The organism is Georgenia soli, assembly GCF_002563695.1.
Taxonomy (GTDB): Bacteria; Actinomycetota; Actinomycetes; order Actinomycetales; family Actinomycetaceae; genus Georgenia; species Georgenia soli.
This window is the reverse complement of the sequence record NZ_PDJI01000004.1, coordinates 2,286,696-2,302,431: the sequence shown is the minus strand read 5'-3', so window position 1 is coordinate 2,302,431 and position 15,736 is coordinate 2,286,696. Positions and strand designations below refer to the sequence as shown.

General features: G+C 72.2%; 11 protein-coding genes, 1 pseudogene and 1 other annotated feature. Of the genes and pseudogenes, 5 read left to right on the top strand and 7 right to left on the bottom strand.

Annotated features, from left to right (window positions below; translation table 11 throughout):
- Positions 1 to 110: 110 nt before the first annotated feature.
- The gene (locus ATJ97_RS11695; RefSeq protein WP_098483891.1) at positions 111 to 4,964 is read right to left on the bottom strand and encodes an NAD-glutamate dehydrogenase; all 4,854 of its coding nucleotides are present in this window, start codon (positions 4,962 to 4,964) and stop codon (positions 111 to 113) included.
- Between the two features lie 157 nt (positions 4,965 to 5,121).
- Entirely contained in the window at positions 5,122 to 5,316 is a 195-nt protein-coding gene (locus ATJ97_RS11690; RefSeq protein ID WP_098483890.1) for a hypothetical protein, read from the bottom strand.
- Positions 5,317 to 5,726: 410 nt separating this feature from the next.
- Between ATJ97_RS11690 and ATJ97_RS11685 the strand changes: the two are divergent.
- The 3 genes and pseudogenes from ATJ97_RS11685 to ATJ97_RS11675 form a co-directional block, all read left to right on the top strand.
- Positions 5,727 to 6,392, top strand: a pseudogene (locus tag ATJ97_RS11685) (DUF222 domain-containing protein); the annotation flags it as partial.
- A 66-nt stretch (positions 6,393 to 6,458) separates the two neighbouring features.
- Positions 6,459 to 7,738, top strand: a protein-coding gene (locus ATJ97_RS11680; RefSeq protein WP_098482786.1) for an IS3 family transposase whose coding sequence is annotated in 2 segments (ribosomal slippage) — positions 6,459 to 6,732 and positions 6,732 to 7,738 — 1,281 coding nt in all. Because the reading frame shifts where the segments join, the coding sequence is not laid out codon by codon here.
- Positions 7,735 to 8,073, top strand: coding sequence for a hypothetical protein (locus ATJ97_RS11675; RefSeq protein WP_098483889.1), 339 nt, complete (start codon positions 7,735 to 7,737; stop codon positions 8,071 to 8,073). The genes ATJ97_RS11680 and ATJ97_RS11675 overlap by 4 nt, the downstream gene beginning before the upstream one ends.
- A gap of 24 nt (positions 8,074 to 8,097) precedes the next feature.
- On the opposite strand, the gene ATJ97_RS11670 is transcribed toward ATJ97_RS11675, so the two are convergent.
- From ATJ97_RS11670 to ATJ97_RS11660, 3 genes are all read right to left on the bottom strand, one after another.
- A protein-coding gene (locus tag ATJ97_RS11670) for an IS3 family transposase (RefSeq protein ID WP_425432714.1) occupies positions 8,098 to 9,371 on the bottom strand; the annotation gives its coding sequence in 2 pieces (ribosomal slippage) (positions 8,098 to 9,089 and positions 9,089 to 9,371; 1,275 coding nt in all).
- Positions 8,962 to 9,093 (bottom strand) — a sequence feature (AL1L pseudoknot). Its footprint overlaps the gene before it by 132 nt.
- A gap of 222 nt (positions 9,372 to 9,593) precedes the next feature.
- Positions 9,594 to 10,103: a nucleoside deaminase gene (locus ATJ97_RS11665; RefSeq protein ID WP_098485417.1), complete on the bottom strand. Its 510-nt coding sequence runs from the start codon at positions 10,101 to 10,103 to the stop codon at positions 9,594 to 9,596.
- Between the two features lie 140 nt (positions 10,104 to 10,243).
- Positions 10,244 to 12,181, bottom strand: coding sequence for a heavy metal translocating P-type ATPase (locus ATJ97_RS11660; RefSeq protein WP_098483888.1), 1,938 nt, complete (start codon positions 12,179 to 12,181; stop codon positions 10,244 to 10,246).
- A gap of 229 nt (positions 12,182 to 12,410) precedes the next feature.
- Here ATJ97_RS11660 and ATJ97_RS11655 point away from each other — a divergent pair, with 229 nt between their 5' ends.
- A complete protein-coding gene (locus ATJ97_RS11655) occupies positions 12,411 to 12,659 on the top strand; it encodes a hypothetical protein (RefSeq protein ID WP_098483887.1) in 249 nt (82 codons plus the stop codon).
- A gap of 109 nt (positions 12,660 to 12,768) precedes the next feature.
- Here ATJ97_RS11655 and ATJ97_RS11650 read toward each other — a convergent pair whose 3' ends face one another.
- Positions 12,769 to 13,491 (bottom strand): AIM24 family protein, encoded by a 723-nt coding sequence (locus tag ATJ97_RS11650; RefSeq protein ID WP_098483886.1) that lies wholly within the window; start codon positions 13,489 to 13,491, stop codon positions 12,769 to 12,771.
- Between the two features lie 166 nt (positions 13,492 to 13,657).
- On the opposite strand from ATJ97_RS11650, the gene ATJ97_RS11645 reads away from it, so the two are divergent.
- Positions 13,658 to 14,092 carry a protein-tyrosine phosphatase family protein gene (locus ATJ97_RS11645; protein ID WP_098483885.1) on the top strand — a complete coding sequence of 145 codons (435 nt, stop codon included), beginning with the start codon at positions 13,658 to 13,660 and terminating at the stop codon, positions 14,090 to 14,092.
- 347 nt (positions 14,093 to 14,439) lie between these two features.
- Here ATJ97_RS11645 and ATJ97_RS11640 read toward each other — a convergent pair whose 3' ends face one another.
- Positions 14,440 to 15,396 (bottom strand): hypothetical protein, encoded by a 957-nt coding sequence (locus ATJ97_RS11640; protein ID WP_098483884.1) that lies wholly within the window; start codon positions 15,394 to 15,396, stop codon positions 14,440 to 14,442.
- Between the last annotated feature and the right edge of the window lie 340 nt (positions 15,397 to 15,736).

Sequence of the window (15,736 nt, the reverse complement as noted above, 5' to 3'; positions counted from 1 at the left end):
CGTACTGCCCGGCGACAACGCCCTGACTGCCCAGCTGGCGGGCCGGACGCGCAGTCAGGGCGTTGTCGGCAGGTTGGTCCCCGGAGGTTGTGGGGCGGCGGTGACCAGGCCTACCGCACTCCGGCCCGCAGCGCGCGCAGTGCCACCGACAGCGGCGCCAGCGAGGCGCCGTCGAGCCCCTCGACACCCCGGATCGTGGCGCGGGCCCGCTCGGCGTAGGCGGCGTTCGCGGCGTCCCAGGCGGCCAGGCGGGCGTCGGGCTCCTCGCCGTCGTCGGTGGCCCCCATCACCGTGGCGGTCAGGGTGTCCAGCACGGCGTAGAGGTCAGCGCGCAGCGCCGACCGGGCCAGGGCGTCCCAGCGCTCGTCGTCGGGAAGCTCGGCCACCCGCGCGAGGAGGGTGTCGACGCCGAGGTGCTGCTCGACGGCGGCACGCATCTGCGCCACCTGCTCCAGCGGCCGGTCGGTCCGGCGAGCGAGCTCGGCGACGTCGAGCACCCCGTACTGCTCCGCCAGCACCGACCCGTACCGCGCGAGGTCCTCCGGGACCCCGGCCTCCGCCATCGCGCGGTAGCGCTCCTCCGCGTCGGCCAGCGACCGCCCCCGCAGCAGCTCCGGCAGGCGCGGGGCGAGCTCGTCGACGGCGGGCGCGAAGCGCTCGATCTCGTCGGCGACGTCGATCCCGTCCGGGCGGTGCTGGACGAACCAGCGCACCGCCCCGTCCAGCAGCCGGCGGAACTCCAGGTACAGCGCCGACTGCGCGTCGGTGGGGACGACGTTGTCGAGCCGCTCCACCGCCCGCACGAAGGGGGCGATCCCGAAGATCTCGCGGGCGACTACGAACGCCCGGACCACCTCGGCGGCGGAGGCCCCCGTCTCCTCCATGGCGCGGTAGACGAACGTGATGCCGCCGCGGTTGACCACCGAGTTGGCCACACGGGTGGCGATGATCTCGCGCCGCAGCCGGTGGCGGCTCATCTCCTCGGCGAAGCGGTCCTGCAGCGCCTGCGGGAAGTACTGGCGCAGCTCGGTCTCGAACCAGGGCTCGTCCGGCAGGTCGGACTCGAGCAGGTCCGCCTTCAGCGCCAGCTTGGCGTAGGCGACAAGGACGGCGAACTCCGGGGACGTCAGGCCCCGGCCGGCCTCGGCGCGCCGGGCCAGCTCCGCGTCCGAGGGCAGGAACTCCAGCTCGCGGTCGAGGTCGCCGCGTTCCTCGAGCCAGTGCATGAACCGCTGGTGGGCGCCCAGCATCTGGTGGTGCTGGGTGCGGGCGTTGCCCAGCAGGACGCTCTGCTCGTAGTTCTGCCGCAGCACCCGCTCCGCCACCTCGTCCGTCATGGACCCCAGCAGCTCGTTGCGCTCCTGCAGGCTCATCCGCCCGTCCTTGGTGACGGCGGTGAGGAGGATCTTGATGTTGACCTCGTGGTCGGAGGAGTCCACCCCGGCCGAGTTGTCGATCGCGTCGGTGTTGAGGCGCACGCCGGCCGTTGCGGCCTCGATGCGCCCGAGCTGGCTCGCGCCGAGGTTGCCGCCCTCGCCGAGCACCTTGCACCGCAGGTCCTCGCCGTTGACGCGGATGGCGTCGTTGGCGCGGTCGCCGATGCGGTCGTTCGTCTCGGTCGAGGCCTTGACGTAGGTGCCGATGCCGCCGTTCCAGAGCAGGTCCACCGGCGCGGTGAGCACGGCGCGGATCAGCTCGGACGGCGTGAGCGAGGTGACGCCGTCGTCGAGGCCGAGGCGCTCGCGCACCTGCGGGCTGACGGGGACCGACTTGGCCGTGCGGGGGTAGACGCCGCCCCCCTGGCTGATCAGGGTCTGGTCGTAGTCCGCCCAGGAGGAGCGGGGTAGCTCGAAGAGCCGGCGGCGCTCGGCGTAGGAGGTCGCGGGGTCGGGGTCGGGGTCGAGGAACACGTGCCGGTGGTCGAACGCGGCGACGAGGCGGATGTGCTCCGAGAGGAGCATCCCGTTGCCGAAGACGTCCCCGGACATGTCGCCGATGCCGGCGACGGTGAAGTCCTCGGTCTGGGTGTCGTGGCCCATCTCCCGGAAGTGGCGCTTGACCGCCTCCCACGCACCGCGGGCGGTGATGCCCATCTTCTTGTGGTCGTAGCCGGCGGACCCGCCCGAGGCGAAGGCGTCGTCGAGCCAGAAGCCGTACTCCTGGGAGACCTCGTTGGCGACGTCGGAGAACGCCGCCGTGCCCTTGTCGGCGGCGACCACGAGGTAGGGGTCGTCACCGTCGTGGCGGACCACGTCCGCGGGCGGGACGACCTCGCCGCCGACGATGTTGTCGGTGATGTCGAGCATCGAGGAGATGAACAGCCGGTAGGCGGTGCGGCCCTCGGCCACCCAGGCGTCGCGGTCCGCGGCGGGGTCGGGCAGGTTCTTGGGGAAGAACCCGCCCTTGGACCCGGCGGGCACGATGACGGCGTTCTTGACGGTCTGCGCCTTGACGAGGCCGAGGATCTCGGTGCGGAAGTCCTCGCGCCGGTCGGACCAGCGCAGCCCGCCGCGGGCGACGGCGCCGAAGCGCAGGTGCACGCCCTCCACCCGGGGGCCGTAGACCCAGATCTCGTACAGCGGCCGGGGGGCCGGCAGGTCGGGCAGGCTCCGCGGGTCGAGCTTGAACGCGACCGTCGGGTGGTGGCCGTCCCCCGCGTCGTCACCGGGCCGGGCCGGCTGGTAGTAGCTGGTGCGCAGGGTGGCGCGCACGATCCCGAGGAGGGCCCGGAAGATGCGGTCGTGGTCCAGGGAGGCGACGTCGTCGAGCCCGGCCAGGATGCGGTCCGCGACCTCCTCCTCGGCGGCCGCGCGGGCGTCGTCGGCGACGTCCCCGAAGCGGCCCGCCGGGTCGAAGCGGGTCTCGAACAGCTCGACGAGCAGCCGCGCCAGCTCGCTGTTCTCGCGCAGCGCCGCCTCGACGTACTCCCGGGAGAAGATCGACCCGGTCTGGCGCAGGTACGCCGCCAGCGCGCGGATCACGACCACCTGGCGCCAGGTGAGCCCGGCGGTGAGCACCAGGGCGTTGAAGCCGTCGCTCTCCGCCCGCCGGTCCCAGACGGCGAGGAAGGCGTCCTGCAGGCGGTCCCGCACCTCGGCGGGGTCGCCGGCCCACGTGCCGGGCGCGCCCCGCAGGCCGAAGTCGTAGACGTAGATGTGCCCCGCGTCGTCGGCGAGGGTGTGGGGCCGCTCGTCGACCACCTCGAGGCCCAGCCCCTGGAAGATCGGCAGGACCGCCGAGAGGGAGATCTCGGCCCTGCGGTAGAGCTTCAGGCGGCGCTCCTCCTCGGCGGCGCCGTCGGGGCGGTACAGGTGAAGGCCGAGCGAGTCCGGGGGGAGGTCGCCGAGGTGGCGCAGGTCCTCGGTGGCGGCGACGGCGTCGAAGTCCTCCTTGTACCCCTCGGGGAAGGCGAACGAGCGGGCCAGGGCCGCGCCCTCCTCCCCGTAGCGGGCCCCGGCGGCCTCGACGAGATCCTCCTCCCACGTCCGGGTCGCCGCGGCCACCCGGCGCTCGAGCTCCGCCACGTCGACGTCGCGGACCGTCTCCCCGTGCCCGGCGCGCACCACCACGTGCAGCTGGGCCAGCGCGGACTCGGAGACGCGGGTGTTGGTCTCGCTGCTGACCCCGTCGAAAGCCTCCCGCAGCACGGCCTCCACCCGGCGCTCGACCGCCGGGGTGTAGCGGTCGCGGGCGAGGTAGACGAGGCAGGACATGAACCGCTCGTAGTCGTCCTTGCGCACGAAGAGGCGGGTGCGTGGCCGTTCGCGCAGATGGACAACGGCGGTCGCGACGTCGGTCAGGGTGGCGACGTCGCTCTGGAACAGCTCGTCGCGGGGGTAGGACTCGAGCACCTCGAGGAGGTCCTTGCCGAGGTGGCTGGCGGGGGCGAAGCCCGACCGCGTGCGGACCGCCGCGACCTTGGAGCTGATGAAGGGCACCTCGGTGACCGACCAGGTGTAGGCGCTGAGCGTGAACAGCCCGAGGAACCGCTGCTCGCCGACGACGTTGCCGAGGTCGTCGAAGACCTTGACGCTGAGGTAGTCGAGGTAGACGGGGCGGTGGACGGTCGAGCGGGAGTTGGCCTTGGTGATGATGACCAGGCGAGGCTCGGCGGCCTTGCGGGCGACGGTGGGTGGCAGGACCGTGGGCCGGGCGGCCTCGTCGTGGCGCAGGATCCCCAGCCCGGTGCCGGGGACGGGCTCCAGCGTGGCCTCCTCCGGGGTGGCGCCGCGCGTGAAGTCGTACTCGCGGTAGCCGAGGAAGACGAACTGCCCTCCCACGAGCCAGTCGAGCAGCTGCCGGGCCTGCCGGATCTCGTCCTCCGGCACCCCGGACGGGGGCGACTGCAGCAGGAGCGCGGAGATGTCGCGGGCGCGGGCCTCCATGCGGGGCCAGTCCTCGACGGCCGCACGCACGTCCGCCAGCACCTGGCGCAGCGCCTCAGCGACCTTGTTCCGCTCCCCCGCGTCGTCGATGCGGTCCACCTGGACGTGGATCCAGGACTCGTGGACGGCGCCCCGCGCCGCAGCTCGGGGAACGACCTCGAGGAGCGTGCCGTCGTCGTCGCGCCGCACGGTGGGCTGCGGGTGGACGAGGAGGCGGATGGTCCGGCCCTGCTTGGCGAGCTCGGCGGAGATCGAGTCGACCAGGAACGGCATGTCGTCGGTGACGATCTCGATCACCGTGCGGCCGGCGGACCAGCCGTGGTCGGTGTCGGTGGGGGTGAAGACCCGGACGACCGCCTCCCCGGGACGACGCTGGTGGGCGACGGCCCGGTGCGAGAGCGCCGCGCCGAGGAGGCTCCTGGGCTCCTGGGACTCGAGGTCCTCGGTGAGCACGTCGCGGTAGTAGCCGTCGAGGAGATCGGCGACAGCGTCCGGCTGGGGCGCGTCGGGAAGGTCGCTGGCCGCCGCGGCCGCCTCCCCCAGCACCTCGGTGCGGTCAGCGTCGAGCGTGGCAGCCATGCTGGTGCATTCCTCCGTCGGTCTCGCCCCGGCCCGTCGTCAGGCCCCTCAGGCGGATCGTACGCAGGAACGCCCGACGGCGAACCTCGGGCGCGCGTGCGTGCTGCTGCGCGGCGGCGGGAGGGGCGCGAGCAGCCGCTGGTGCTGCAGGGGTACGTCAGAGAGGGATGAACCCCTGGCCGGCATCCCTGCCACGGTCGATCTCCCAGCGCAGACGGCGCAGTTCCTCAGCCGTCTCCGGGTCAGCGCCCTGCATGCGTTCGGACCTGCGGCCGAGCTGGTTGGTGATCTCGTACCAGAGGCCCAGGAGGCACACAGCGAGAAGCAGCAGTCCCACGATCCAGTACCACATGGGCACCTCCGTCGGCCGGTGTTGCCCGGAGGCTACGCGGCAGCCGCCTCGTGCACCAGCCGCGGTCAGGTCTATCCCGGGATGATTGCCGCGACCGCGGTATCGGGTCGCCTCTGTGCAAGCGGTCCCGCCTGCCTCGCGGTGCGCATGAGCAGTCTGGTCGTTGCGGCGCACCTCTCGTCGGTCCGGTCATGCGATGCCCGCTCGACCGGTGTTCTCCACAGCCCCGTGAGATGCCACGCCGTCCACAGATTTGGCGGAATGACGCCACTTCCCTTGCCGCCTCGAACGCCCGTTCGATAGCCTAGGGGCACGTTCAGCAACCGGGTCTGACGAGGCAGTCCGGCTCTGACGGACGGACGTACGGGCCCCGCGGCCGACACGCACCCACGACGCAGAGGGAGGGCGAGATGACCACGACACCGCCCGCCCCCGGCGCGCCCGCCGACCCCGCCGTGCCGGCCGGGCCGGTCTCCGCGGCCCTGACCGCGGCGGCCGACCAGCTCGACCTCCTCACCGGCCTCGACCTCGCCACCCTGCCCTCCGCCGAGCTGCTCGCCGCGGTCGACGCCGCCGAGGCCCTCCACCGCCGCCTGCAGGCGGTCACCGCCCGCATCCTCACCGCCACCGAGACCGACGGCATGTGGGCCACCACCGGAGCACGGTCCTTCCCCGCCTGGTACCGCGCCCGCACCGGCCGCCACCACACCACCGCCCACAAGAACGTCCGCGAGGCCCGCCGCCTGCGCGACCACCTCCCCGCCACCGCCGACGCCCTGGCCGCCGGGACCATCAGCGCCGACCACGCCACCGCCCTGACCACCCACACCGCCGCCACCCCCGCCGTGCGGGCCCGCCTGAACGACCCCGACCTCGGCGAGGACTTCCTCCTGGGCCACGCCGCCACCCTCGGCGCCACCGAGTTCACCCACCTCGTCAAGCACTGGGCCTACCGCGCCGACCCCGCCGCCGCCGACCGCACCTACCGGGACGACTCCGACAAGGAGCACCTCACCCTCGCCCCCACCACCGGCGGCTACCACCTCACCGGCTGGCTCACCACCGCCAACGGGCAGGCCGTCCAGGAAGTGAAGCGTTCGGGTTTGTGTGCCGCATCGTTTCTTGCGAGGAAGGATGCAGGTATGCCGAAGCAGTACGACGCCGCGGCGAAGGAGCGCGCGGTGCGGATGGTCAGGGAGCAGGTCCCGGAGTACGGGTCGATCACCAAGGCGTGCGAGGCGGTCGCGGCGCGTCTGGGGATGTCCCGGGAGACGTTGCGGGGGTGGGTGCGTCAGGGCGATGTCGACGCCGGCGCCCGGGACGGGATGACGACCCAGGAACGCGAGGAGATCAAGGCGCTCAAGGCGCGGGTGCGGCGCCTGGAGGAGGACAACGCGATCCTGAGGTCCGCGGCGACTTTCTTCGCGGGGGAGCTCGACCCCCGAAACCGATGATCATGGAGTTCATCCGCTCCCAGCACGCCCAGGGCCGCTCGGTCGAGTCGGTCTGCCGGGTCCTGTCTGACCAGGGCCTGCAGGTCGCCGCGCGGACCTACCGGGCCTGGCGGGCCCGGACCTCCCTGGCGCCGCGGGAGCTGGCGATGGCGTACCTGGTCAACGCCATCCACTCCCTGGCGTTCGTCCTGGACCCCACCACGGGCCGGTACCGGCTGCTGCCCGAAGGCCTGTACGGGCGGCGGAAGATGACCGCCCTGCTCCGGCGGGGCGGCCTGGAGGTCTCCTACGGGCGCGTCGACGCCGCGATGCGGGCCCTGGGCCACCACGGGATCAGCCGGGCCCGGCGCCACCGCACCACCGTGCCGGGCAAGGACGGCAAACGGGCCGGGGACCTGCTCAACCGGGACTTCACCGCGCCGGCGCCGAACCTGGTGTGGGTCACCGACTTCACCTACGTGCGGACTTGGGAGGGGTTCGTCTACGTCGCCTTCATCGTCGACGTCTTCGCCCAGCGGATCCTGGCCTGGCACGCCCAGCGCACCAAGGTCACCGACCTGGTGATGGTCCCGCTGCGCATGGCGATCTGGCAGCGCGACCGCGAGGAGCGGCCCGTCTCGCGCGGGCAGCTGATCCACCACTCCGACGCGGGCAGCCAGTACACCTCGATCCGGCTGACCGAGCACCTGGCCGTGGAGGACATCGCGCCCTCGATCGGCACGGTCGGCGACGCCTACGACAACGCCCTGATGGAGTCGATCATCGGCCTGTACAAGACCGAGTGCATCGCCACCACGGTCTTCCACGACGGGGCGTACAAGACCCTCGGCGACGTCGAGTTCGCCACCGCCGGGTGGGTCGCCTGGTACAACAACACCCGGTTGCACTCCAGCATCGGGATGGTCCCGCCCGTCGAGCACGAGCAGGCCCACTACGCTGCCCTCGAGCCCGAGGCCCAGCCAGTATGAGAGCGGCACGAAAACCCGAACGCTTCACCCACCCCGGCGCCGCCTTCGGCCTCTCCCCGGCCACCCTTCACGCCAGGGCGACCGAGCCCACCGCCGCAGCCGCCCTCGCCGCAGCCCCCGGTGACGGCCGGGCGCCCGGCGATGGGGCACCGGACGGCTTCGTCATCCCCGGCGAGCTCGACCACACCGCCCTCCTCGGCGCCGAACCCGCCACCCTGGCCGACGGCACCCCCCTCGCCCCGCAACTCCTCGCCCGCCTCACCTGCTCCGGCGCCCTCCACCGCGTCATCTTCGGCACCGACTCCGAGATCCTCGACGTCGGCCGCGAAGAATGAACCGCCCCGGGTTCCGTGGAGAGTTCAGTTGTTGGCTCCGACCGGCTGGACGGAGTCGTGCTTGGCGTAGTGGTTGGCTTCGTGCTGGGTCGGGGTGAGGTAGCCGAGCGCGGAGTGGAGTCGTCGGGTGTTGTACCACTCGACCCAGGCCATGGTGGCGTACTCGACGTCGGCGATCGACCGGTAGGGGCCGGCGTGGAAGACGTCGGGCTTGATGCACTCGGTCTTGTACAGGCCGACGATCGACTCCATCAGGGCGTTGTCGTAGGCGTCGCCGACGCTGCCGATCGAGGGTGCGATGCCCTCGAGGTCGAGGTGCTCGGTGAAGCGCAGCGAGGTGTACTGGCTGCCGGCGTCGGAGTGGTGGATCAGCCCGGTGGTGACGGGGTGTCCCTGGTGGCTCCTGGCCCAGGTGGCCATGCGCAGGCAGGTCAGCACCAGGTCGGTGTGCCTGGTCGTCATCGCGTGCCAGCCGACGACGGCCTGGGAGAAGACGTCGACGGCGAAGGCGACGTAGACGAACCCGGCCCAGGTCCGCACGTAGGTGAAGTCGGCGACCCAGACCAGGTTGGGGGCCGCGGCGGTGAAGTCGCGGTTGAGCCGGTCCCCGGCCCGGCTGCCGTCCTTGCCCGGGACGGTGGTGCGGACCTTCCCCGAGCGCACCGCTCCGCGCATCCCGTGCTCGCGCATGAGCCGCTCGAGAGTGCAGCGGGCGACCGTCACGCCGCGGGCGCGCAGGGCGTGCCAGGTCTTGCGGTACCCGTACAGGCTCTCCGGGGTCGGGCGGCCGTGGGCGTCGAGGCGCAGCCGGCGCAGCTCGTGCAGGACGGTGGCGTCGGAGACGGTCCGCGCCGCGGGCCGGCGGGAGCGGTAGGCGTAGTAGGTGCTCGGGGCGATCTTGCAGCCGTGCTCGGTCAGCACGCGGCAGATCGGCTCGACCCCGAACCTGGCCCGGTTCTCGTCGATGAACCGGCAGATCACCGCTGTGGCGGGTCGAGCTCCCGCGCGAAGAAAGACGCCGCGGACTTCAGGATCTCGTTCGCCCGCCGCAGCTCGCGGTTCTCCTTCTCCAGCTCCTTGATCCGCGTCGCCTCGGCGCTGGTCACCCCGGGTCTTGCGCCGGCGTCGACCTCGGCCCGGCGCACCCACTTACGCAGCGTCTCGTGCCCGACCCCCAGCCTTTCCGCGATCGTCCTGATCGCCTCGTACTCGCTGGTGTAGTCCTGCCGGTGCTCCAGGACCATGCGCACAGCGCGCTGCTTGAGCTCCTCCGGGTACCGCTTCGTCGTCTTCGACATGAGATCGATCCTTCCAAGGAAGGAACCCTCCACGGAACCCGGGGCGGTTCACCCACGGTCTGCGGCCCTCGCTCGCCGGTGACGCCTCGCCCTTCTCACCGTCCCCGCAGCACAAGCCCTGCCTACCGAAGCAAGCAGGTCAGCCAGCAGCGCCGGCTCCGACGGAGCGCCCGGTTCAGGCCACCGGCACAGCGGCCAGTCGGCTTGGAACGCCGGAGGTTTTCACGCCCCGCCGGAGGTACCGCCGGGGACGCCGGGCCGGGAGGCGTAGTACCGGCGGTGCAACTCACGCATCCGCAGGTCAAGCCCCGGAACCGGACCCTCGACCGGCAGGCCGGGCACCACCTCCTGGATCGGGAGGGAGCGAACCGGTCCAGGCGCGACCCCGAACTCCGCGAGCCACTCTCCCAGCTGTGCCGAGGAGTGGACGTAGACGATCCGGCCGAGCCCCACCCAGCCGTGCGCCGCCGAGCACATGGGGCAGTGCTCGCCGGAGGTGTAGACGGTTGCGGCCGCACGCTCCGCGGCGCCCAGGTGGACGGCGGCCCAACGGGCCAGGGCGATCTCCGGGTGGGCGGTCGGGTCAGCGGTGCCGACGATGCGGTTGCGGTCCTCCGCGAGGACGCTCCCGTCGGCGCCGACGAGCACGGAGCCGAAGGGCTCGTCCCCTGCCTCGAGCGCCTCCGTCGCCAGCTCGATGCAACGGTCCAGGTGAACGGTCTCGGGGTGCATGTGCCGCATGGTGCCACGGAACCCGCTCACGCCGTCGTGCCGACAGCCACGCGCCGCCGGGCCCCGACGAGGAACGGGGGCCGGCGGCTTCTGGGTGGGAGACGTGCGGGAGGCGCGACGCGCGCGCCCCGCGGATCGCGTCAGGCGCGCGGCGCGAGTGCGCGCTCCGGCCTGGCCTCGCGGGCGGGCGCAGCCGCTGCGACGGAGCCGCTGTCGGCCCGGCGGCGCAGCAGGCGCATGGCGTTGGCGATGACGACGAGCACCGAGGCCTCGTGCACGAGCATCCCGATCGCCATGGTCACACCGCCGGCGAAGACCCCGGCCAGCAGCAGCGTCACGGTGACCAGCGCGACCGCGATGTTCTGCCGCATCACCGACACCGTGCGCCTGGACAGCCCGATCGCCTCGGGCAGCCGGAGCAGGTTGTCACCCATGAGCGCGATGTCCGCGGTCTCCACGGCGACGGCGGAGCCGGCGGCCCCCATGGCGACCCCGATGTCCGCGGTGGCCAGGGCGGGGGCGTCGTTGACGCCGTCGCCGACCATCGCGACCGTCAGCTTCTGCCGCTGCAGCTCACGGACGGCGTCGAGCTTGTCCTCCGGCAGCAGCCCGGCCCGGACCTCGTCCACCCCGGTGGCCCGCCCGATCGCCTCGGCCACCAGCGGCGCGTCGCCGGTGAGCATGACGACCTTCTTGACGCCCGCGGCGTGCAGGCGGCGAACCATCTCGGTGGCGTCCTCCCGAACCTTGTCGGCCACGGCGACCACCCCGGCCACCCGGCCGTCGACCGCGACGATCATCGGCGTCCGGCCCGCCGCGGCGAGCTCCTCGGCCGCACGGACGGCGCCGACGGTGTCCTCCACCCCCTCGGCGGTCAACAGGGCGGCGTTACCGACCAGCACGCGGTGGCCGCCGGTGCTGGCGATGACGCCCATGCCGGGAACGGGCTCGGTGCTCTCGGGCAGGCCAGGGGTCGACAGCCCCTCCTCCGCCGCCGCGTCGAGGACGGGTCGGGCGAGCGGGTGCTCGGACCCTGCCTCGGCCGCCGCCGCCCAGGTCAGCACGTCGTCACGGTCCAGCGACGGGTCCAGCACGACGACATCGGTGAGGTACGGCCGACCCTCGGTGAGGGTGCCCGTCTTGTCGACGGCGACGGCGTCGATCCTGGCGGATCGCTCCAGGAACTCCCCGCCCTTGATGAGGATGCCATCCTTGGCGGCCCGGCCGATGCCGGCCACGATCGCGACGGGGATGGAGATGACGAGCGCGCCGGGGCAGCCGATGACGAGCAGGGTCAGCGCGAGGACGACGTCACCGGTGATCAGGCCGACCGCGAGCGCGAGCAGCATGATGCCGGGCGTGTACCAGGTGGAGAACCGGTCGATGAAGGCCTGCGTCTTCGCCCTCGCATCCTGTGCCTCCTCGACCCGGTGGATGATGCGGGCGAGGGTGGTGTCCGCCCCGACGCCGGTGGCGCGCACCTGGAGGAACCCGCCGCGTGAGACGGTTCCGGCGTAGACCTTGTCGCCCGCCGCCTTCTCGGCCGGGATGGACTCCCCGGTGATGGACGCCTCGTCCAGGGCGCCGGTGCCGCCGACGACCTCGCCGTCGACGGGGACCTTGGCGCCGTTCTTGACCAGGACCGTCTCCCCCATGACGACGGCGCCCGCGGGGACCTCCACCTGCTCGCCGTCGCGAAGGACGACGGCGACGTCCGGGGCGACGGCGACCAGTTCGGCCAGCGCGGACCGCGTCCTGTTCATCGTGCGGGCCTCGAGCGCGTGCCCGACGGCGAACAGGAAGGTCACCGCGGCGGCCTCCCAGTACTCGCCGATGATGACGGCACCGACAGCCGCGACCGACACCAGCAGGTCGATGCTGATGGCCCTGACCATCAGGGCCCGGACCGCCTTGACCGCGATCGGCGCGCCGCCGACGACCGCCGCGGCGACCATGAAGACGTCGCTGACCGCGTCCGAGCCCAGCACCCGGGCGACGAAGAATGACGTCAGGATCAGCGCCCCGGACACGATCGGCACCGTCCACGGGCGGTGCATCCACCGTTGCAGCGTGCTCATGATCTTCTCCCTCTCGACGTTGTCGGCCCGATCTGGGCTGCTGACAACGACGCTAGGAAGGACGCGGAGAAGGAACCATGACGGACGTCAATCAACCGCAGAGGCGCGGCGGGCGGGCGCCAACCTCTCAGGCCGCGGCCCGAGGCGACTCCCGTGGCCCTCCCCGACGACCGAGCGGCCCTCACCTCAGTGTCGAACGTCAGTTCGATGAAGCGAGTATGCTCGAGCAGTGGCGATCGAGCAGGTTCCCCTGCGGGAGCAGGCCCACAGCCTGGGTCCCGCGCAGTACGGCACGCCGGTCCACCAGGCCGCCGAGCCGCTGCCCGTGTCGGCCTGGATCCACACCCGTACCGGCCACCACCACGTGGTGGGTGTCGCGGTCGCGTGGACCTCGAAGGCGGCCCGCATCCGCTACACCGACGACCACGGCCGCGAGGGCTACGCCTGGGTGTGGGCCAACGCGGTCACCCGGCGGTAGGCCCGTCAGCCGTCACCCGTCCCGCCGAGCCTTCGCGCCCCACCGGCCCACCGGTCCACCGACCGCGGACCTGCCCGCCGACCGTGAACCTGCCCGCCGACCGCGCCGCTCAGCTGAAGAGGTCGGAGAGCCCGCTGCCGCTCTTGCCCGCCTGCTGGCCACCACCGGCCTTGACGGACTCGCTGGGCTGGACGAGCACGTACCCCTGGCCGCCGAAGGCCATCTGGAACGTCTCGCCCGTGCCGCCGCGAACCATCGACCGGAGACCGCCGGTGTCGACCCGCACGTCCATCGAAACTCCCGCCGTCCAGAGCACGACGGCCTGCGGGTCGCCGAAGGTCGGCGCGCTGGCGACGTCGAGGGCCACCGGTTCGCCCTTGGTCGTGATGGCCACGTAGCCGGTGCCGCGCAGGGAGACGTTGTACAGCCCGCCGGTCATCGCGGCGCCCCGCGCCTGGATGCGGTGGATGTCCCACTCGACGGAGGAGGAGAACGCGAGGACGTTGTTGCCGTTGACGGAGACCATGTCGTTCTCGAGGTAGAGCACCTGGATGTCCGCCCCGTCGTCGGCGACGAACAGCTCGCCGTGGCCCGCCGCCTGCATCATGTCCACGCCCTCGCCCGTCATCGCGGACTTGAACATCTTGCCGATGCCGCCGGAGCCCTTGTTCTCGAAGCGGATGTCCCCCTGGTAGGCGACCATCGAACCGCTCTTCGCCCAGACCGGCCCGTAGCCCATCTGGATCTTCAGCAGCTTCTTGTTCTGGAGGGAGAAGGGGTCCTGGGAGACGTTCTCCCGGTAGTCGCTGAACAGGCTGCCGTGGATGGGCATCGGGCGCACTCCTCGAGACGGGGGACACCGGCACCGAACGGCACCGTCCTGCCCGAAACCTATCCGACCCCGCGTAGGCTTCATCGCGCCGAAACGCGTGGAGGAGCAGCCGGGAACCGGCGGTACGTCCGGGGACCGACCGTGCTCCGGCGGAGGAGCTGGGGAGATGACCACCCCCTGGAAGTCGGACGTCCCAGGCGTCGTCACCCTGCCGTCGGGCCGGAGGGTCCGCGGCCGGGCCCTCCGCGCGGCGCCCATCCCTCCGCCCAGCTTCACGCTGTTCCTCCTCGGCCGTCACCCTCCGGCGACGGCCTGGCCCTCCCGGTGGGTGCGCTGGCGGGACTTTCTGGTTCCGGCGGACCGTGCTAACGCCGTCGACGCCTTGCACGAGGTGTGGCGTCGCGCCCCCGGTGAGTGCGTCGAGATCGTGTGCGACGGCGGACGCGGCCGCACCGGGACCGCGCTGGCGTGCCTGGCGGTGCTGGACGGTACGTCGCCGGACAACGCGGTGCGTCTCATCCGCGAGCGCTACGACCGTCGCGCCGTCGAGACGCCGTGGCAACGTCGGTTCGTCCAGGACCTCGCCAGGACCGCGCCTTAAGGCGCCGCCCGGTCTTTCCTTGCGCCCGGGCGACCACGTCCTTCTCCGCTGCCCGCACACCCGACACCACGTCGGTCGTTCCTTGCACAATCAGCCGGCCATCGACGCAATCCGGACGTGAGCACCGGGAAGTTTGTGGACGGGCTTTTCGCTATTCATTCGCCCATTTGATACCCGGCTCTGCACCGATTCTTGCGGAACCGTTCAGAGCGCGACCGCAGCCGTCCGGAGCACATCCGCAGACGTCCGGAGCACATCCGCAGCCGCCCGAAACACGGCCGCTCCAGACCGCTGCGCAGCCGCCCGAAACACGGCCGCAGCGGTCTGGAGCGGCCGCAGCCCGGACGTCAGGGCTTCGTCCCGGCCGCGATCGCCGCGGCCGCATCTCCCCGGGCACCTCCGCAGCGCTGGGTGTAGTGCCACGCGGAGAGTCCCCAGCGCTGGGTGACGCAGTCAGCGTTCTGCTCCAGGCCCGAGAAGCCGGACCCGCCGTAGACGGAGTTCATCCGGGCCGACAGGGCGTCGACGTCGCCGTCGAAGATCCGGTACTGCATCAGGTGCACGCACTCGTGGGCGACGACGTACGTCAGCCGCTCCGGCGGCGTGGAGGACCGGATGAGGATCGCGTTGTTGTACCAGTCGGCGGAGCCGTTCGCGTCCCCGAGCCGGGGGTCGTCGATGCGGACGGTGGCGGACCCGCAGCCGTACTGCGCCGCGATCCCGGCCACCTCGTCACGGAGCGAGCCCTCCACCTCGGCCGGGGACAGTTCCGTGGGCGTGCCCCCCTGTCCGGCGAGCGCCGAGGCCGAGCGCTCCGGCGCCGGCTCGGCGCTTCTCTCTCCGTCGCTGTGTGCCCCGCCCCGGTTGCGAGCGTCCTCGGCGCGCCTGGCCTCCTCGGCCCGGCGCTCCTCCTCCCGTCTCGCCTCGGCCTGGCGGACGGCCTCGGCCTGGCGGGCCTCCTCGGCTCGCCTTGCCTCCTCAGCCTTCTTGGCCTGCTCGGCGAGCCGGGCCTGCTCTGCCTCCCACGCCGTCATCGCCGCCCGCACTCGGGCGACGGCCTCACCGACCGCGACGGGAGCGAGCCTGAGCTCGGTGGGCTCGTCGGCGGCCGCAGCGCGCCGCAGGATCCGGGCGAGGTCGCTGCGCTCCGACTCGTCGAGCACCCTGCCCTCCGAGCTGGCCAGCACCTCCTTGCCGAGAGCGAGGGCGCCGTCCCTCTCGGCAGCGACCGCGGCCAGAACGGCCCGGTCGTACTCCCGCCCCCGCTCGGCGGCGAGCGCGGCACGGTCGGCGGCAACGGCCATGCTGGCACTGACACGACCCTGCTGAGTCTCACGGAAGTGACTGCCGTGAGGGTCTGGAGCCGCCCCCCCGGTCAGGGCTACCAGCACGAGGCCGAGCGCCGCCACGCCCCCTACGACCCTGTGCCGCCCGGCCCGAGAAATCGGTCGTCCGGAACGGTAAAAAACCGCCGGCCTGACGCCCATAAAGTACTGTGACCCAGACCCCCCGGAATAGTGAAGTCCTATTTCTGGGAATCAACGCCGACGTCCGGCGCGAATTAACAGGATGGGGAATGCAGAAATCTGCCCCGCTATTCTCCCGCGAGCGCTCAGGTGGGGCTGCGGCACCGTTCAGATCGGT